Below are 16,805 nucleotides of genomic sequence, written 5' to 3'. Positions count from 1 at the left end.
TGCCCGTATGAGAAGGGTTGCAGGCAAATACCTGCAACACTGGCCTGTGACCCTGGCTTGCGGCACACTTGCCAGCGCCGCAGCACAGGTTCAGCAGGAAACCAGACCATGCCCCAGACACCACGCCTAGACGACCTTTACAGCAAGCTGATGAACGAAGAGGACGCGCGCGTCTGCAAGGACATTCCCGACGCCGCCTGCTCGGAGGTACCCCAGAACTTCTTCCGTCAGGTGCTGGCCAATACGCTGACCAGCCTGGGCGATACCCTGACCAACCCGAAAACCACCCTGGCCTGGTTGATGGGCGTGGTCGGCGCACCGGTGGCGCTGATTGCCTGGCTGGTGCCGATTCGCGAATCCGGCTCCATGTTGCCGCAGCTACTGATCGCCGCCTGGATTCGCCGTATGCCCTACCGACGCGGCGTGTGGATTGTCGGCAGCCTGTTGCAGGCCGCCGCCCTGCTGGCCATGGGCGCTGTGGCCTGGAGCTTTGAAGGCACGCTGGCCGGCGCGCTGATCATTGTTTGTCTGATTATCTTCAGTCTGGCGCGCGGGCTGTGCTCGGTGGCGAGCAAGGATGTGATCGGCAAGACCGTGCCCAAAACCCGACGCGGCCGGCTCAACGGGTTAGCGACCAGCCTATCGGGCTGGCTGGCACTGGCCTTTGGTGTGTACTGCCTGATCTACCCACCCAGCGACGACGACATGCTGTTCTACGCCGCGCTACTGATCGGCGCGGCGCTGCTCTGGGTAGCGGCAGCGCTGGTATATCGCGGCATTGACGAGGCACCCGGCGCCACCGAGGGCGGCGGCAACGCCTTGAGCCACGCCCTTGGCCGTATCAGCCTGCTGCGCGACGACGCGCCGTTTCGCCGTTTTGTGGTAACGCGCGCATTGCTGCTGTGTTCAGCGCTGTCGGCGCCCTACTACGTGGTCATGGCCCAGGAAGTGGAAACCAGCTTTGGCATGCTCGGTGCCTTTCTGGTCGCCAACGGGCTAGCCAGCAGCCTGAGTGCGGGCGTTTGGGGCCGCATGTCGGATGCCTCCAGCCGTCAGGTACTAATCCGCGCTGCGCTTCTGGCCAGCCTGCTGGGGCCGGTGGTCATCGCCATTGACCGCTGGGCGCCACTGCTCGACAACCTGCATGCATGGCTGTTCCCGGTGGCCTTCTTCGTATTGGGGATTGCCCATGCCGGCGTACGCGTGGGCCGCAAGACCTACGTGCTGGACATGGCCGGCGGTAACAAGCGCACCGACTATGTTGCGGTCAGCAACAGCGCCATTGGCCTGATTCTGCTGGCGACCGGCCTGTTCGGCCTGCTCAGCTCGCTGATTGGCGCCGCCGGCATGCTGCTGTTGCTGTCCGGCGTGGGGCTGGCCGGCGCACTGCTGGCAGTCAGCCTGCCCGAGGTGCAGCAAGACTGAGCCGCTCGCCTCACTCCAGCGCCTGAATCCAGTCCCGCGCGGCGTCTTTCTCGGCGGTGGGGAAAACCCGTACTTCGACACCTGATACCAGGCGGCCGGCTAGCCCGGCCAGCTTTTCCAGCCAGCCCTGATCCGTCACCACCGCTTCACGTTCAAAACGGTTCCAGTGACTGATGCCGTACTTCAGATCCTTGTACAGCGCCTCGGCAGCCATGCCGCCAAAGGCCGGCATCTCCACATACAACCGCACCTTGGCGTGCTCGCGTAGTTTGGCCTCGATCAGCTCAAGCATCTCATCGAGCATCTCGGCGCTGATCTTGCCCTCAATACGAAAGCCCAGCACCTTGCTGTTACCAAAGGGAATATGGGTCAACATAGCGCACCCCTCCCGCCTGCCCTACAGGCGCTGTAAAAGTCCTGTTACAGAATGGACCCTGCAGCCACGCTTCTAGTTCAGCCGCTCCAACACTACCCGACGCCAAAAATACGCCTGACCAACCAGCACCCAATGGCCAAGTGTGCACCGGGTTTCGTCCCGTTTACGCGGGCGAGTAGCGCAGGGCTGACGGGAAAAAGAGTCATAGGATGTCTGAGGAGCGAAGCGACGAGTTTTATGACTCCCCGTTAGCCCGAGCAACGCAGCGAACCCGAAGGGCCGCGTAGTCGGGTGCCCCGGGGGATCGCTAAGGGGGGCTGGGCAAGCAGCCCCCCTTGGCTCGCCGGAAAAGGCGAAAGGCGGACTCCACAAAAGCGCAACAAAAAGCCGAAAAGCCGTGTTTGTTACCCTGCCAATGAATCCTATTTTGCGAGCCAACAAAGCCCTCAGTTAATCGCGCGGTCGATCACCAGCTCCAACGTCTCATCCTGCCCAGCACGAACTTCATCCAGCTGCCCCAGATGCGTCCCTTCACGTGCGTCGCCCGTGGGCGAGACGCGGGCAACCAGCTGCAGCGCAGTGTCCTCATCGAGAGTAACACCCGGCAACATCGCATCAGCGGCGCTGAGGGTAATCTCCAGCGGCAGTTGCGAGAGGTTCAGGCGCTTGGCGATCAGCGGCATCGGCGGGCCGTTGGGGTCGCGGGCAAAGACAAACACACTGGCGTCAGCCGGCAGTTCGGCCAGCAACTCAGGCGCTACGCTGACGCGCAGGCTGATGGTCGGGCCGGTGGCAGACTCGGCTGCCGGTGGCGGCGTCTGGCCGGCATCGACCATACGCTGGCGTGCGCGCTCTATGCCGCTTTGAATCGCCAGGGCACCGGGGCTTTCCGGGTCCATGCCCTGCATCAGCGACTGCCAGTAGCGGATCGAACCGGCAAAGTCACCGGCCTCAAAGGCCGCGATACCCAGCAGGCCCAGAGCGGTAGGTTGTTGTGGGTCCAGCTCGATGGCCTTGTCCAGAGCCCGGGCGGTCTCAGCATCCAGCTGATTGCCATTGGCGAAATAGCGTGCCTGCGCCAGCTGCGCCAGTACCTCGGGCTGCTCACCCAGGCGCACCAGTGCATTGCCAAAAGCATCTGCGGCCTTCTCCGGGTTCTGCGCGCTCATGTAGGCACGGCCCAGCATGTACCAGGCTTCGCCGTTTTCCGGCTGCACCTCGACCACCCGCTGGGTACGGTCGATCAGCGCTTCAAGGGTATCCACCTGCGGTGTCGCCTGCATCTCGCGATACAGCGCCAGCCCGTCGGCAGCGCCCCATTGACGATAGAGCCCCAGCACGGCCAATGGCAGCGCAACGGCGCCAATGATCAGCACCCAGGTCAGTTGGCGAGTCAGCGGCGCCTGACGGGCGTCGGCGGCGGCGGTGTCTTCAAGCAGCAGCCGGCTGGCTTCACCCTTGGCGGCAGCCAGCTGGGCCTCGCTCAGATCACCTGCACGCTGCTGGGCTTCCAGTTCAGCAACCCGCTCTTCATAGAGCGCAACGTTGAGCGCGGTACGGTCTACCCGCTCGCTTTGACGACGGCGCCAGAGCGGCCACAGCACCATTACAATGGCCACCAGCACCAGGCCGGCGGCCGCAAACCACAAATCAGTCATCTTGGCTCTTCTTGTTCAACAGGTCGTCCAGGCGCTGCTGCTCTTGCGGCGACAGCTCGGCAGCCGGCGCAGAGGCGGCGACCTTCTGGCGACGACGCACCATCACTACAATGGCCAGCACGCCAGCGAGCAGGAAAAACAGCGGGCCAAACCAGAGCACTAGCGTCTCGCGGTTCAGCGCAGGCTTATAGCGTACAAATTCGCCGTAACGAGCGACCATGTAATCCACAATTTCCTCATCGCTCTGGCCGTCTTCCAGCAGCCGATAGACTTCCTTGCGCAGGTCTGAGGCGATGGGTGCGTCAGAATCGGCGATGTTCTGGTTCTGACACTTGGGACAGCGCAACTCGGCGCCAATGGCGTAGAAGCGGTCGCGCTCCTGCTCAGAGCTGAACTCGAAGGTGTCTACCGCCGCACTGACGCTGCCGATTATCAGCAGCAGGCCCAGGGCCAGCCAGTTCAGTGGTCGGATCATTGGGCCTCCTCGATCAGCGCCTGATAACGCGCGGCCAGGTTGGTATCCCACACGCGGTCATCAATCACGCCGATAAACTTGTAGCGGATATGCCCCTGGGCATCGATCAGGTAGGTTTCCGGCGCACCGTAGACGCCCAGATCCAGGCCCAGACGGCCGTCAACATCGCTGATGTTCAGCTGATAGGGGTTATGAAAGTCCTTCAGCCATTTGATCGCATCGGCGCTGTTGTCCTTGTAGTTGACCCCGTAGATCACCACACCTTCAGCAGCCAGACGGTTGAGCACCGGATGCTCGACCCGACAGGCCACGCACCAGGTCGCCCAGATGTTGACCAGCGCCGGGCCCTTGAGATCGGCCTGGGTGATGCGCGTCTGTTCATCCAGCACAGACGGCAGCTCAAAGCTCGGGAACGGCTTGTCCAGCAGCGGCGACGGCAGCTCCAGCTCGGTCACCCCCGCCTCCTTGCTCATCAGGCTGGAGAGAAAGAAGCCGGCCAGCACCAGAAAGATCAGCAGCGGCAGAATCAACAAGGCACGACGCATCAGGCGGTCTCCCCGGTCAGCGGTTCGGCCGGTTTGTTGACGCGCTGTCGCGCCTTCAACCGGTAGCGTTTGTCACTGGCCGCCAACAGGCCACCAGCCATCATCATCAGGCCGCCCAGCCAGACCCAGCGCACGAAGGGCTTGATGTGCAGCCGCATTGCCCAGGCATCGCCTTCCAGCGGCTCGCCCATGGCGACAAAAAGGTCACGGGTAAAGCCGGCATCAATACCTGCCTCGGTCATCACCTGGTTCTTGACGCGATACAAGCGCTTCTCGGGGTGCAGGGTGGTAATCAGCTTGTCACCGGAATACACGCTGACAGCCCCTTGGTCAGAAATCCAGTTGGGGCCTTCGCGATGGCGCACACCATCAAAGATAAAGGTGTAGCCGCCCAGCTCCAGCGCATCGCCGGGCGCCATGCGCAGATCACGCTGATTGTCGAACAGGCTAGCGCCGACAACACCCACGGCGCAGACAGCAATGCCGATGTGCGCCAGCGTCATGCCCCAGTAGCTGCGCGGCAACGCACGCACGCCGGCTACAAGACCCTTGTTGCGCGTTTTGTGCAGCACATCGCGCAGCGAAGCACCGCATACCCAGAACACCAGCAGCAGCAGACTGCCGATGGCCAGTTGGTGGGCACCCAGCCAGACCGCGATCACCACCGCGCCCACGGCCGCAAGCACCAGCACCCACTTGAGCTGCCCCACCAGCCAATCAACCGGCGTTTGCTTCCAGCGGCTGAGAATACCCACGCCCAGCGCGGCCATCAGAATCGCCATCAGCGGCAGGAACATGCCGTTGAAGTACGGCGGGCCCACCGACACCAGGGTGTCGAACGCCGACATAATCAGCGGATACAGGGTGCCCAGCAGCACCATCAGCGCAGCCACCACCAGCACCACGTTGTTGACCAGCAGCAGCGCTTCACGCGAGCTCCAGGCAAAGCCGATCTGGCTTTTGACCACCGGAGCACGCAGGGCATAAAGCAGCAGCGAACCGCCGACCACTACCAGCAAGAAGCCGAGGATAAACACGCCGCGATCAGGGTCGCTGGCAAAAGCGTGTACCGAGGTGAGCACGCCAGAGCGCACCAGGAAAGTACCCAGCAGGCTGAGCGAGAAAGCCGCGATAGCCAGCAATACCGTCCAGCTCTTGAACACACCGCGCTTTTCGGTCACCGCCAGCGAGTGAATCAGCGCCGTACCGACCAGCCAGGGCATAAAGGAGGCATTCTCGACCGGGTCCCAGAACCACCAGCCCCCCCAGCCCAGTTCGTAATAGGCCCACCAGGAGCCCAGCACGATACCGATGGTGAGGAATGCCCAGGCCACGATGGTCCAAGGCCGCGACCAGCGCGCCCAAGCGGCATCCAGGCGGCCGCCCAGCAGCGCAGCGATGGCAAAGGCAAAGGCTACGGAGAAGCCGACGTAGCCCATGTAGAGCATCGGCGGGTGCACAATCAGGCCAAAGTCCTGCAGCAGCGGATTCAGGTCATTGCCGTCAACCGGATGGAACGGCAGCTGCCGATCAAACGGGTTGGAGGTCATCAGCATGAAACACAAGAAGCCGACGCTGATCATGCCCATCACCGACAACACGCGCGCGAGCATTTCTTCCGGCAGGTCACGGGAGAAAATTGCCACTGCGAAGGTCCAGCCAGCCAGGATCAAGGCCCACAGCAGCAATGAACCTTCGTGACCACCCCACACCGCGCTGACCTTGTAATACCAGGGCAATGCCGAGTTGGAGTTGAGCGCAACATAGGTGACGCTGAAGTCGTCGACCACAAAGGCCTGCACCAGGCAGGCAAAGGCAAAGGCAACAAACAGGCACTGCGCCGCTGCTGCCGGCTGAGCCACGTTCATCGCCAAGGCGTCACCACGCCAGGCGCCATAGAGCGGCACGCTGGCCTGCAGCACCGCCAGGCACAGTGCAATGATCAGGGCAATCTGCCCAAGCTCGGGAATCATCTGTTACCCCTTATTCGGCTGTTACCGGCTGCGCTGCCTTGTTCTGCATCGCATCGCTCATGGCCTTGGCCACTTCGGGCGGCATGTATTCCTCATCGTGCTTGGCCAGTACTTCATCGGCTACCAGCACACCATCGGCGTTCACTCGGCCGAGGGCGACAATGCCCTGCCCTTCGCGGAACAGGTCCGGCAGGATGCCGCTGTAGGCGATGGTGACCGCCTCGGCGCCATCGGATACGTCGAAACGTACATCCAGGCTATCGCTGGCGCGCTTGACGCTGCCATCAACCACCATGCCGCCGGCGCGGATACGCGCCCCTTCGGGGACCTCGCCGTTGGCGATCTGGGTGGGGGTGTAGAACAGATTGATGTTTTCGCGTAATGCGCTAAGGGCCAGCGCCACGGCAGCGCCTACGCCCAGCAACACCAGCAGAATCAGGATCAGGCGTTTTTTTCGTGCGGGATGCATCAGGTTTCCTCTCGCCGACGACGGCGTGCTTCAGCCTGCACCAGCCGACGACGTCCAAGTATCGGGGTGAGGAACAACAGAATCAGAACCGCGCCCGTCAATCCGTAAGCGGTCCAGACATAGGGGCCATGGCCACCCATGGCAAAAAACTCGGCCAGGTTGCTCATGTATTGCTCTCCAGAGCGGCCCGCGCCCAGCGGGTCTTGTGTTCACGGCGCAGCACTTCAAGGCGCATGCGCATCAACAGGTTCAGGGTAAACAGACCATAAAAGGCCAGCACCATCACCAGCAGCGGCATCCACATTTCCGGCGGCATGGCCGGCTTCTCGGTAATGGTGAAGGTGGCCGGCTGGTGCAGGGTATTCCACCAGTCCACCGAGTATTTGATGATCGGAATGTTGATCACACCGACAATCGCCATCACCGCCGTGGCCTTGGCTGCGGTGTCACGATTGCTGATCGCCATGCGCAGCGCCATGATGCCAAAGTACAGAAACAGCAGGATCAGCATGGAGGTCAGACGGGCATCCCACTCCCAGTAGGTGCCCCAGGTCGGCTTGCCCCAGATCGAGCCGGTAAACAGCGCAACCAGGGTCATCCAGGCGCCGATGGGGGCGGCGCATTGCAGCGCCACGTCAGCCAGCTTCATGCGCCAGACCAGCCCGACCACGCCGGCCACCGCCAGCATCATGTAGCAGGACTGGGCCAGAATGGCCGCCGGTACGTGGATATAGATAATGCGAAAGCTGTTGCCCTGCTGATAATCCTCTGGCGCAAAGACCAGGCCCCAGACCAGGCCAACCGCGAGCATCAGCAGGCTGAACACCGCGACCCACGGCAGCAGCTTGCTGCTGATCTCGTAAAACCATTTGGGCGAACCCAGCTTATGGAAAAAAGTCCAGCTCATTGGCCGTTCAACTCCGCATGTTATTCGCTAACCCCGATACGCAAACCTGCTGCGATGGCCAGCGGAGACAAACTCAACGCCAGCACCGCCAGGCAGCTCATCCAGAGCAGGTAGCCCTGCACGGGCAAGCCCTGCAGCGCCGCATCCATAGTGCCGGTGCCGAGAATCAGCACCGGGATATACAGTGGCAGAATCAGCAGCGCCAGCAACATGCTGCCGCCACCCTTGAGGCCGACCGTCAGCGCTGCGCCAATCGCCCCCAGCAAACTCAGTACCGCGGTGCCCAGCAACAGGGTGACACAGAGCACCGGAATAACCGACCAGGGCAGCGCCAGCATCGTGCCCAGCAAGGGCGTCAGCAACACCAGCAGCACGCCGCACATCAGCCAGTGGTGCAGCACCTTGACCAGCACCAGCAAGGTCAGCGGGTGCGGTGACAGCACCCACTGTTCCAGGGATCCATCCTCGAAATCACTGCGAAACAGGCCGTCCAGTGACAGCAGCGTGGCCAGCAACGCCGCAACCCAGATCACGCCGGAGGCCATGCGCTGCAGCATCTGCGGCTCCGGGCCGACTGCCAGCGGAAACAGGGTAATCACCATGGCAAAGAACACCAGCGGGTTAAGCACGTCGCCCGGTCGGCGCCAGCTGAGCTGCCATTCGCGTTGTAACAGTTGCCAGATCACTGAGCGCATCAGGCCACCTGCCCCAGTTGCAGCTGCCGCACCTGGCTCAGGTGATCCAGGCTGTGGTGCGTGGTCAGGACAACGGTGCCGCCGGCATCAGCAAAGGCCAGAATTTGCTGTTCCAGTGCCCGCACGGCGGCCTGGTCAAGGGCGGTAAAGGGCTCATCCAGTACCCAAACCGGCTTGTGCTGCAAACGCAGTCGCGCCAGCGCCACCCGGCGCTGCTGACCTGCCGACATCTGGCGGCAGGGCACGTCTTCGTAACCACGCAGCCCGACGGCTGCCAGGGCCTCCCAGATCGCCTCACGGGCTACGGGTTGATCCAGCGCACAGAGCCAGGCGAGATTTTCCTCAGCGCTCAACGTGGCCTTGATCGCGGTTGCATGGCCCAGAAACAACAGGCTGCGGCGCCAATGCTCTCGGCCAGCGCCACTCAGAATCGACTGGCCCGCATAGTGGATATCACCCTCGGCGGCGGGCATCAGGCCGGCCAGAATCCGCAGCAGACTGGTTTTACCGGCACCGTTAGGGCCAGCAACCTGCAGCACCTCGCCAGATTGCAGACGGCAACTCAGCCCCCGGAACAGCTCGCGCTCGTCCCGCTCGCAGGCCAGGTCGATGATGTCGATCTGCTCAGCCGCCACCTGTACTCCGTAGGCCACCCTGTCGAGTCGCCGCCCCGTTCATGTTCTCGCGCTGGCTGCCGCTATACTCTGTCAGGCCAACAGACTTCGCCGAGCGCTATTATTTCAGCGGCGCCATTATACATGCAGCCCCTTGGCCAGGGACCTCGATTTACGTCAACATGTGACAACATGAGCCCCGATATTCGCTTGCCGCCAACCAGCCTCACCCAGCCCGCAGCGCCCGCCAGCGCAGCGCAGGAGCGCAGTGCCGACGCGTTGGTAGTTGCCCTGCAACTATTGCGGCCAATTGACGCATTAGCCCTGCTTGGCGGCGAACAGGCGCGTGCCGAAGTCATTCAGAGCAGCGAGCGCCCCAACGCCAATGGCCAGTTTGAACTGCTGCTGCGCATTTCGAAACAGCACCTTGGTACTGCCCCCGCTACCACCACCCTGCCGACCAGCAGCCCACAACCGCTGCCCAGCGGCAGCCAGCTACTGATTCAGGCCGTCGCGCAAAACCAGCTGATGGCCGCGCTGCAACCAAGCGCCACCAACCCGGCCGGCCCACCCCTGACGCGCTTGGACCCGCAGCAATTCCCCCCCGGCAGCCAATTGCAGGCACGCGTCGTGGAACAACAGCCACTACCTGCGTCAGACGGCAAGATCGCCCGCTATCAACTGGTTGCCGAACTGGTGCAGCAGAGCCCTTCACAAACCCTGCTGCAACTGACCAGTAGCCGCCCGGTCGCGCCCGGCACCCTACTCAATGCAACGGTCGGCAATCAAGGCGAATTGAGGGTGCAAAGTGCCGGCGAACAGCTACGTCAGGCCGACTTGCTACAGGGGCTGCGTGAGGCACTACAGCGCCAGGGCTCAGCCGAGCCACTGCTGGCACGACTGCAGACACTGGTGAGCAACCCGCAACCACTGCCAGCGGTACCGCAGTTGCATCAGGCGATCCAGAACGTGTTGAATCAGATCGTCAGCGCGCCACAGCTGACTACCGCCAGCGGCGTGGCCAACGCAGTCGCCCAGAGCGGCGCCTTTCTGGAAAGCAACCTGGCGCAACTGGCCAACATCCTCGGCCGCCAGGCAGCTGCCGGCTCGCCAACCGCAACAGCTGACTCGGTTACCGCCGCCACGACGGCTACCACCGAGCCAGCCAGCCGACCGGCCAATCCGCTGCCCGCACTCGACAAGCTCCTGCCCCTGCTGGCCAGCCTGGCCAGCCCCGGAGCTGCAGAACCCCTGGCCGGCGCAGACCTGAAGGGCGCATTACTGGGTTTGCTGGTCACCCTTCAACAGCAAATGCCGCCCGGCAGCCTGCAAACCGCCGGCCTGCCACCCGGCCCATGGCAGCAGGCGGTGCAGGCCGCGCAACAGCAAAGCGCAGGCAAACCCGGCCTGTTTCCCCTGCCCAGCCGGGCCTTGCAGGCGCTAGGTGAAAGCGGCGACCTGGGCAGTCTGTTACGCCTTACCGCCGCCCTGCTGTCACGCATTCAGCATCATCAGCTGCAGAGCATGGGCCAGACCCAAGTATTTTCAGACGGCAGCACCCAGACCACCTGGCAGCTGGAAATTCCGTTGCGCGACGGCCAGCAGTTCAATCACGTACAGATGCGCATTCAACGCGACAGCCCCGCACCGGACCGCGAGCACCCCGACCCCGTGCCGGTCTGGGAGGTTCGTCTGGCCTTCAACCTGGACCACCTGGGCAACCTGCAGGCCATCGCCAGATTACGTGACGACCGCATCAGCAGCGAACTCTGGGCTGAACAACAGTCGACACTTGCCTTACTGCACAGCGAACTGGACACCCTACGAGATCGCCTGCTTGCCAAGGGGCTGGATGTTGGCGAGATCAGCTGTCACTGCGGCACACCGCCTGCTCCACGGCAGGCTGTACAGCAGACCTGGATCGATGAGGTAACCTGATGAGCGATGCACGCGAAGCCATCGCCCTGGTCTACGACGGCGGCGAGCAGGCGCCCACCATCACCGCCAAAGGCGAAGGTGATCTGGCCGAACAGATCGTTCAGTTGGCGATGCAGTATGAGGTACCGATTTACGAGAATGCAGACCTTGCGCGCATGCTCGCGCGCATGGAGCTGGGTGATCAGATTCCAGAGGCGCTGTATCGCACTATCGCCGAGATCATAGGCTTTGCCTGGTATATCAAGGGCAGGCGACCGAAAGGCTTTGACCCTGATGGCGGCAAAGAAAAGCCGTTACGGCTAGAGAGCAAGAAAAGGGAGTAAGGCCCGCAGGTCAAGCCTGGCGGGAGGCGTGCAACTTGACGAATAATTCAGCTTCGGCCTTGGATAGACCACAGGACTGGGTCAGATCTTCAATACTGGCGCCCATCCCAACCAGCCGGGCGGCCTGATTGTAAGGAAGGGACTGCGGATCGTGCTGCTCCAGCTTGAGCTGTTTGTCTTCCAGACGCTTGATGTGCTGACCAAGCGCGGTGAGCTCTTCACCCATGCGGATATTACCCTGCTGGAAGGTCGCCAGCTCGCGCGACAACTGCTCTATCCGAGCCTGCAGCCGCGCCTCCAGTTGCTGCTGATCAACCGGCACGCGGCGTATCTGCATGAACAGCACTGCCAGGGCTGCCAGCAAAATGCCCAGCAGCCCACCGAGTACCAACAGCAACCAGGGTTCATTCATCAATCAGAACCCTGACAGCTCGGCCCACTCGTCTTCGGTCATCATCTTTTCCAGATCGACCAGAATCAGCAGTTCGTTGTTCTTGTTGCACACGCCCTGAATAAACTTGGCCGACTCATCAGTGCCGACGTTAGGCGCGGTCTCGATCTCGGACTGACGCAGGTAAACCACTTCTGCCACCGAGTCGACCAGAATGCCAACCACCTGCTTGTCTGCCTCGATAATCACGATACGGGTGTTGTCTGTGATCGGCGCAGGGCTCAGGCCAAAGCGCTGACGCGTGTCGATCACGGTGACCACGTTACCACGCAGGTTGATGATACCCAGCACATAAGCCGGCGCACCCGGCACTGGTGCAATCTCGGTGTGTCGCAGCACTTCCTGCACCTGCATCACGTTGATGCCGTAGGTCTCGTTATCCAGCCGGAAGGTCACCCATTGCAGGATCGGATCTTCAGCACCTTGTCCCGAATCGTTTTTCATTGTCTTTTCCCGATCATCGTTGGTATCCACCGATCATCTGACCGGTGTGGCAGCACGGCAGCAGGTGCCCGCCAAGTATTTTTATCCTAATGCTGGCGCTACGGCATTACCAGCGGCGCCACGCCCGGTATTGCCGATAATCAGCTCGGCCAATGCCGAGACATCCAGCAGCGCGCACATGTGTTCGATTACCGTACCCGCCAGCCACGGACGCTTGCCCTGCTGGGAGCGCCATTTAACCTGATCGGGGCTGAGGCGGATGGACTGCTGCACGCCGTGTACCGCCATCCCCCAATCGAAGCCTTCAACTGAAATAACAAAGCTCAGACTGTCTTTGAGGTCCGAACTGTAGCGCTCGGGCATAACCCAGCGCGCGGTATCCAGCACCTTGAGGTTACCCGCTGGCGTGGCCAGGATGCCCAAAAACCAATCCGGCTGACCGAACAGCGGGGTAATCTCCCCTTCCAGCGGATAAATAGTGCCGAGCAGCACCAGCGGCACCGCCAGCTTTAGGCCGCCCACATCAAACAACAGCGCCTCAAATGGCTCATCTCGCCATGCCGCAGTCGCAGGGGCAGGCGGCGGCGCACTGGGTGCGGGCTCGACCTCAGGCTCGCGCTCGGGCACCACTTCAACTGAGCGTTCCAACCGGTGGACAACCGCCTCACGGGGCGGCTCTTCTGCCACCGGCGGCGCAGCCGGCACCACCTCTTCCGCACGCGCCAGCTCCTCGGCCGCATCCTGCAGCAGCGCATCCAGGTAATGCTGGATGGTCTGTTCGGGGACGTATTGCTGGACGGGTAACTGGGGCTTGTTCATAACCGGGAAATCAGCTCACTACGCCGCGTACGGCCTTGGTTCTTTATCGGCCTGCTGGACAAAAGCATTAGCCGCGTTGCTCACCGTATCAGGCAACCTGCTCACCACGGCTCAGGGACTGCGCGAGAAGGTAACGCAGCAGCGCACGATAGGCCAGGACGCCACGGGCATTACCATCCAGTTGCGATGGCACTACACCTGCCAGACTGGCATCACGCAGCTTGGTATCGATCGGAATATAGGCTTGCCACAGATGCTCGGCATAGTCACGACGCAGCAGCCGTAAGGTATTGAGCGAGGCCTGGGTGCGGCGGTCAAACAGTGTCGGCACGATGGTAAAGGGCAGCGCCTGCTTGCGCGAGCGGTTGACCATATTCAAGGTGTGCACCATTCGCTCCAGACCCTTGAGTGCCAGAAACTCGGTCTGCACCGGGATGATCAACTGCTCGCACGCGGCGAGTGCGTTGATCATCGAGACACCCAGCAGCGGCGGACTGTCGATGATCACAAACTGGTAGTCATTCCACAGCTGTGCCAACGCCCGAGAGATAACCAGACCATAGCCACCCTGGGCCGCGGACTGACGCTCCAGCGTAGCCAGCGAGGTGCTTGAGGGCATCAGACGGATATTCGGGTGGGAAGTGTCCTTGAGCAGTGCGGCGGCCAGACCGTCGGGCACCTGTCCATTGTGCTGGAACAGATTGAAGACACTGCTGGTGAGCTGGTCCGGGTCGTGACCGAAATAACTGGTCATCGAGCCATGCGGGTCAAGATCCACCACCAGAACCTGCTGGCCCTGGTCCGCCAACAAGCCGGCCAACGCCACGGCCGACGTGGTCTTACCCACCCCACCCTTTTGATTGGCGACAGCCCAGACTCTCATACCTTTCCTCCGCGGGCGCTACCTGTGGCGAGCATCCCGACTACGTGAACATACGACAACATTTTGACAGACCAATCACTTTGCGCCTAGCGAAGCTGATTCGATGCAGAACCCGTGCCAGAAGCCTCCTGCGCAGCAGGCAACCGCGCCTCGCGCATGCCATCCACCCCTTCGCCCGGACCGCTAAAGGGCTCATGACGACGATCAAGGTAACGCGAAACCAGCAGCACAACCCGGCGGTTCGCTCGTCGACCGGCTTCAGTGCTGTTATCAGCCACTGGCCTGAATTCACCATAGCCCACGGCAGCAAGGCGGTCAGGGTTCACCCCCCCGTTGCCTAGCATGCGCACTACCGTGGCAGCGCGCGCCGCCGACAGCTCCCAATTGGTAGGGTAACGCCCTGAACGAATCGGGATATTGTCGGTGAAACCCTCGACGTGCACGGGGTTATCGTAGGGCTTGAGAATGCCAGCGATGCGTTCGACCAGATCAAAAGCCGCGTCCAGCGGTAGCGCGTCGCCGCTGGGAAACAGCAGCCCCGAACTCAGCTCGATTTCAACCCACATCTCATTGCCGCGAACCTCCAGCTCACCAGCCTCAATCAACTCACCAAACGCGGCCTGCATGGCGCTGGTGATGTCCTGCAGCGCCTGGCTACTGGCATCCGGCGTACCGGCCCCACTAGCGTCGGTGTTCGCTTGCGCTATGCCACGCGGCAGCTGATCGCCAATTTGTATGGGGTCCATCGAGCGCTGGGGCTGATTAAAGGCGCCTTCCAGGGTGTCCGACAACACCTTGTACTTGCCTTCATTAACCGAGGAGATGGAGTACATGACCACAAAAAAAGCGAACAGCAGGGTTATGAAGTCAGCGTAGGACACCAGCCAACGTTCGTGATTTTCGTGCTCTTGCTGTCGATTGCGGCGCATGTTGGCGGCCCCGGCTCAGTCGAGGAAGCCTTCGAGCTTCATTTCAATCGAACGTGGATTTTCACCTTCAGCGATGGACAGCAGCCCCTCCAGCAGCATTTCGCGATACTTGGATTGCTGCAGCACTACCGACTTGAGCTTGGCCGCAACCGGCAGCAGCAGCAGGTTGGCCAGCGCTACACCATAGATGGTCGCGACAAAGGCCACCGCAATCCCAGCCCCCAGCCGTGACGGGTCCGCCAGGTTACCCATCACATGGATCAGCCCCATCACAGCGCCGATGATGCCAATGGTCGGCGAGTAGCCGCCCATGCTTTCGTAGACTTTTGCCGCCATCAGGTCGCCGTGCTCGCGGTTGACCAGGTCGACCTCAAGAATGCTGCGTAGCGCCTCCGGCTCACTGCCATCGACCAATAGCTGCAACCCCTTGCGGGCAAAGGCATCGGGCTCCAGTTCAGCCAGCGATTCCAGCCCAAGCAACCCTTCTTTCCTTGCGATGGTGCTCCAGTTGATGATCTGGCCAATGCCTTCGCGCATGCGATTGGGCGGCGGAAAGATAATCCAGCGAAAGATCACCAGCGCGCGCTTGAACACTGTCAGCGGGGTCTGGATGAAGGCCGCCCCCAGCGTACCGCCAATGACAATCAGCGCCGCCGGCCCATTCAGCAGGGCGCTTGCATGGCCGCCCTCCAGGTAATTGCCTCCAATAATGGCGACAAACGCCAGAATGACACCGATGATGCTGAGGATATCCATCAGCCGATCTCTGCCAGGTAACGGCCGATATCATCCAGCGGGTAGATGCCGTCGGCCAGATTGGCCTTGGCCACTGCCATCGGCATACCGTAGATTACGCAACTGGCCTCGTCCTGCGCCCAGACTGCGCTGCCGGACTGCTTGAGCAGCCGTGCCCCTTCCCGGCCATCAGCCCCCATACCAGTCAGCACAATTGCCAGCACCTTGTCCTGGAAGGCCTTGGCGGCCGAGCCAAAGGTCACATCCACGCAGGGCTTGTAGTTTAGGCGCTCATCGCCCGGCAAGATGCGCACCACACCGCGTGAATCCACCATCATCTGCTTGCCGCCGGGCGCCAGCAAGGCACGACCAGGACGCAGGGTGTCACCGTCTTCGGCCTCCTTGACAGAAATCCGGCAGAGTTTGTCCAGGCGCTCGGCAAACGCCTTGGTGAAAGCAGCCGGCATGTGCTGAACCAGCAACAAGGGTGCCGGGAAGTTCGCTGGCAACTGGGTGAGAACTTTCTGCAACGCCACCGGGCCGCCGGTTGAGGTACCAATGGCTACCAGCTTGTAGCTGCGCTTACGCGGCGCCGGGCTGGTTTTCGCTGGCGTGGTAGGAGCCGCAGCAGGGCGCGGCGCTGCGGCTGTTGCATGGCCGCCGATGCTGCGCGCCGGAGCGCTCAGGCTACTGGCGGGCGGCCCTGCGGGCACGCTGCTGCCAAGCCCCAGGGAGCGCCGGTTGGTGCGCGCCAGCGCCTGAACGCGTTCGCACAGCAATTGACGCACCTTATCCGGGTTGCGCGAGATATCCTCAAAGTTCTTCGGCAGATAGTCAGCGGCGCCGGCGTCCAGTGCATCAAGACTAACGCGAGCCCCCTCATAGGTCAGGGAGGAGAACATGATGACCGGTGTAGGACAGCGCTGCATGATCTGGCGGACGGCTTCGATGCCATCCATGATCGGCATTTCGTAATCCATGGTGATTACGTCAGGGTGCAGCGCCAGAGTCTGCTCGATGGCCTCGCGCCCATTGGTGGCCGTACCCACCACCTGAATCTGCGGGTCACCTGCCAGGATCTCAGTCACCCGGCGGCGAAAGAAACCCGAATCATCGACCACCAGCACCTTAACCGCCATACCCTCT

At 61.9% G+C, this 16,805-nt stretch carries 20 protein-coding genes; 3 read left to right on the top strand and 17 right to left on the bottom strand.

The genetic code is table 11. The features are described 5' to 3' along the window. Nucleotides 1-108 precede the first annotated feature (108 nt). Entirely contained in the window at nucleotides 109-1,425 is a 1,317-nt protein-coding gene (locus HV822_RS15425) for an MFS transporter (protein ID WP_238871039.1), read from the top strand. A gap of 10 nt (nucleotides 1,426-1,435) precedes the next feature. On the opposite strand, the gene HV822_RS15420 is transcribed toward HV822_RS15425, so the two are convergent. The 10 genes from HV822_RS15420 to ccmA all read right to left on the bottom strand — a co-directional run bounded on the left by HV822_RS15420 (nucleotide 1,436) and on the right by ccmA (nucleotide 9,158). Then, entirely contained in the window at nucleotides 1,436-1,801 is a 366-nt protein-coding gene (locus HV822_RS15420) for a SpoIIAA family protein (protein WP_238871038.1), read from the bottom strand. Nucleotides 1,802-2,247: 446 nt separating this feature from the next. Next, complete coding sequence (gene ccmI / locus HV822_RS15415) at nucleotides 2,248-3,459, bottom strand: c-type cytochrome biogenesis protein CcmI (protein ID WP_238871037.1); 1,212 nt, start codon at nucleotides 3,457-3,459, stop codon at nucleotides 2,248-2,250. Continuing rightward, nucleotides 3,452-3,934, bottom strand: coding sequence for a cytochrome c-type biogenesis protein (locus HV822_RS15410; protein ID WP_238871036.1), 483 nt, complete (start codon nucleotides 3,932-3,934; stop codon nucleotides 3,452-3,454). The genes ccmI and HV822_RS15410 overlap by 8 nt, the downstream gene beginning before the upstream one ends. Next, nucleotides 3,931-4,479: a DsbE family thiol:disulfide interchange protein gene (locus HV822_RS15405; RefSeq protein WP_238871035.1), complete on the bottom strand. Its 549-nt coding sequence runs from the start codon at nucleotides 4,477-4,479 to the stop codon at nucleotides 3,931-3,933. The genes HV822_RS15410 and HV822_RS15405 overlap by 4 nt, the downstream gene beginning before the upstream one ends. Further along, on the bottom strand, nucleotides 4,479-6,452 hold the full coding sequence (locus tag HV822_RS15400; RefSeq protein ID WP_238871034.1) for a heme lyase CcmF/NrfE family subunit: 1,974 nt from the start codon (nucleotides 6,450-6,452) through the stop codon (nucleotides 4,479-4,481). The genes HV822_RS15405 and HV822_RS15400 overlap by 1 nt, the downstream gene beginning before the upstream one ends. Before the next feature lie 10 nt (nucleotides 6,453-6,462). Next, nucleotides 6,463-6,921, bottom strand: coding sequence for a cytochrome c maturation protein CcmE (gene ccmE, locus HV822_RS15395; protein ID WP_238871033.1), 459 nt, complete (start codon nucleotides 6,919-6,921; stop codon nucleotides 6,463-6,465). Then, nucleotides 6,921-7,088, bottom strand: a complete 168-nt coding sequence (gene ccmD / locus HV822_RS15390; RefSeq protein ID WP_096003667.1) for a heme exporter protein CcmD — start codon at nucleotides 7,086-7,088, stop codon at nucleotides 6,921-6,923. The genes ccmE and ccmD overlap by 1 nt, the downstream gene beginning before the upstream one ends. Then, on the bottom strand, nucleotides 7,085-7,828 hold the full coding sequence (locus HV822_RS15385; protein ID WP_238871032.1) for a heme ABC transporter permease: 744 nt from the start codon (nucleotides 7,826-7,828) through the stop codon (nucleotides 7,085-7,087). Before HV822_RS15385 ends, ccmD begins: the two co-directional genes overlap by 4 nt. Before the next feature lie 20 nt (nucleotides 7,829-7,848). Beyond that, the gene (gene ccmB / locus HV822_RS15380; RefSeq protein WP_238871031.1) at nucleotides 7,849-8,523 is read right to left on the bottom strand and encodes a heme exporter protein CcmB; all 675 of its coding nucleotides are present in this window, start codon (nucleotides 8,521-8,523) and stop codon (nucleotides 7,849-7,851) included. After that, the gene (ccmA, locus tag HV822_RS15375; protein ID WP_238871030.1) at nucleotides 8,523-9,158 is read right to left on the bottom strand and encodes a cytochrome c biogenesis heme-transporting ATPase CcmA; all 636 of its coding nucleotides are present in this window, start codon (nucleotides 9,156-9,158) and stop codon (nucleotides 8,523-8,525) included. Before ccmA ends, ccmB begins: the two co-directional genes overlap by 1 nt. A gap of 171 nt (nucleotides 9,159-9,329) precedes the next feature. Between ccmA and fliK the strand changes: the two genes are divergently transcribed. Next, on the top strand, nucleotides 9,330-11,075 hold the full coding sequence (fliK, locus tag HV822_RS15370; protein WP_238871029.1) for a flagellar hook-length control protein FliK: 1,746 nt from the start codon (nucleotides 9,330-9,332) through the stop codon (nucleotides 11,073-11,075). Next, the gene (locus HV822_RS15365; RefSeq protein ID WP_238871028.1) at nucleotides 11,075-11,398 is read left to right on the top strand and encodes an EscU/YscU/HrcU family type III secretion system export apparatus switch protein; all 324 of its coding nucleotides are present in this window, start codon (nucleotides 11,075-11,077) and stop codon (nucleotides 11,396-11,398) included. The genes fliK and HV822_RS15365 overlap by 1 nt, the downstream gene beginning before the upstream one ends. Before the next feature lie 10 nt (nucleotides 11,399-11,408). Here the strand turns inward: HV822_RS15365 and HV822_RS15360 are convergent, their stop codons facing one another. The 7 genes from HV822_RS15360 to HV822_RS15330 form a co-directional block, all read right to left on the bottom strand. Further along, a complete protein-coding gene (locus HV822_RS15360; protein ID WP_238871027.1) occupies nucleotides 11,409-11,810 on the bottom strand; it encodes a DUF2802 domain-containing protein in 402 nt (133 codons plus the stop codon). Nucleotides 11,811-11,813: 3 nt separating this feature from the next. Then, nucleotides 11,814-12,293 carry a chemotaxis protein CheW gene (locus HV822_RS15355; protein ID WP_238871026.1) on the bottom strand — a complete coding sequence of 160 codons (480 nt, stop codon included), beginning with the start codon at nucleotides 12,291-12,293 and terminating at the stop codon, nucleotides 11,814-11,816. An 81-nt stretch (nucleotides 12,294-12,374) separates the two neighbouring features. Then, nucleotides 12,375-13,112, bottom strand: a complete 738-nt coding sequence (locus HV822_RS15350) for a CheW domain-containing protein (RefSeq protein ID WP_238871025.1) — start codon at nucleotides 13,110-13,112, stop codon at nucleotides 12,375-12,377. Between the two features lie 88 nt (nucleotides 13,113-13,200). Continuing rightward, a complete protein-coding gene (locus tag HV822_RS15345; protein WP_238871024.1) occupies nucleotides 13,201-13,995 on the bottom strand; it encodes a ParA family protein in 795 nt (264 codons plus the stop codon). An 86-nt stretch (nucleotides 13,996-14,081) separates the two neighbouring features. Next, nucleotides 14,082-14,924 carry a flagellar motor protein MotD gene (gene motD, locus HV822_RS15340; protein WP_238871023.1) on the bottom strand — a complete coding sequence of 281 codons (843 nt, stop codon included), beginning with the start codon at nucleotides 14,922-14,924 and terminating at the stop codon, nucleotides 14,082-14,084. A gap of 15 nt (nucleotides 14,925-14,939) precedes the next feature. Beyond that, nucleotides 14,940-15,680: a flagellar motor protein gene (locus tag HV822_RS15335; RefSeq protein ID WP_238871022.1), complete on the bottom strand. Its 741-nt coding sequence runs from the start codon at nucleotides 15,678-15,680 to the stop codon at nucleotides 14,940-14,942. After that, nucleotides 15,680-16,798, bottom strand: coding sequence for a protein-glutamate methylesterase/protein-glutamine glutaminase (locus HV822_RS15330; protein ID WP_238871021.1), 1,119 nt, complete (start codon nucleotides 16,796-16,798; stop codon nucleotides 15,680-15,682). The genes HV822_RS15335 and HV822_RS15330 overlap by 1 nt, the downstream gene beginning before the upstream one ends. Nucleotides 16,799-16,805: the final 7 nt, after the last annotated feature.

The organism is Halopseudomonas maritima (assembly GCF_021545785.1).
GTDB lineage: Bacteria > Pseudomonadota > Gammaproteobacteria > Pseudomonadales > Pseudomonadaceae > Halopseudomonas > Halopseudomonas maritima.
Note: the sequence above shows the minus strand (reverse complement) of the source record. Positions and strands in the feature narration are given on the sequence as shown.

Bases quoted from the DNA above. Each gene is read 5' to 3' on its own strand.
- HV822_RS15425 (WP_238871039.1), top strand. From the start codon at position 109: ATGCCCCAGACACCACGCCTAGACGACCTTTACAGCAAGCTGATGAAC.
- HV822_RS15420 (WP_238871038.1), bottom strand. From the start codon at position 1,801: ATGTTGACCCATATTCCCTTTGGTAACAGCAAGGTGCTGGGCTTTCGT.
- ccmI (WP_238871037.1), bottom strand. From the start codon at position 3,459: ATGACTGATTTGTGGTTTGCGGCCGCCGGCCTGGTGCTGGTGGCCATT.
- HV822_RS15410 (WP_238871036.1), bottom strand. From the start codon at position 3,934: ATGATCCGACCACTGAACTGGCTGGCCCTGGGCCTGCTGCTGATAATC.
- HV822_RS15405 (WP_238871035.1), bottom strand. From the start codon at position 4,479: ATGCGTCGTGCCTTGTTGATTCTGCCGCTGCTGATCTTTCTGGTGCTG.
- HV822_RS15400 (WP_238871034.1), bottom strand. From the start codon at position 6,452: ATGATTCCCGAGCTTGGGCAGATTGCCCTGATCATTGCACTGTGCCTG.
- ccmE (WP_238871033.1), bottom strand. From the start codon at position 6,921: ATGCATCCCGCACGAAAAAAACGCCTGATCCTGATTCTGCTGGTGTTG.
- ccmD (WP_096003667.1), bottom strand. From the start codon at position 7,088: ATGAGCAACCTGGCCGAGTTTTTTGCCATGGGTGGCCATGGCCCCTAT.
- HV822_RS15385 (WP_238871032.1), bottom strand. From the start codon at position 7,828: ATGAGCTGGACTTTTTTCCATAAGCTGGGTTCGCCCAAATGGTTTTAC.
- ccmB (WP_238871031.1), bottom strand. From the start codon at position 8,523: ATGCGCTCAGTGATCTGGCAACTGTTACAACGCGAATGGCAGCTCAGC.
- fliK (WP_238871029.1), top strand. From the start codon at position 9,330: ATGAGCCCCGATATTCGCTTGCCGCCAACCAGCCTCACCCAGCCCGCA.
- HV822_RS15365 (WP_238871028.1), top strand. From the start codon at position 11,075: ATGAGCGATGCACGCGAAGCCATCGCCCTGGTCTACGACGGCGGCGAG.
- HV822_RS15360 (WP_238871027.1), bottom strand. From the start codon at position 11,810: ATGAATGAACCCTGGTTGCTGTTGGTACTCGGTGGGCTGCTGGGCATT.
- HV822_RS15355 (WP_238871026.1), bottom strand. From the start codon at position 12,293: ATGAAAAACGATTCGGGACAAGGTGCTGAAGATCCGATCCTGCAATGG.
- HV822_RS15350 (WP_238871025.1), bottom strand. From the start codon at position 13,112: ATGAACAAGCCCCAGTTACCCGTCCAGCAATACGTCCCCGAACAGACC.
- HV822_RS15345 (WP_238871024.1), bottom strand. From the start codon at position 13,995: ATGAGAGTCTGGGCTGTCGCCAATCAAAAGGGTGGGGTGGGTAAGACC.
- motD (WP_238871023.1), bottom strand. From the start codon at position 14,924: ATGCGCCGCAATCGACAGCAAGAGCACGAAAATCACGAACGTTGGCTG.
- HV822_RS15335 (WP_238871022.1), bottom strand. From the start codon at position 15,680: ATGGATATCCTCAGCATCATCGGTGTCATTCTGGCGTTTGTCGCCATT.
- HV822_RS15330 (WP_238871021.1), bottom strand. From the start codon at position 16,798: ATGGCGGTTAAGGTGCTGGTGGTCGATGATTCGGGTTTCTTTCGCCGC.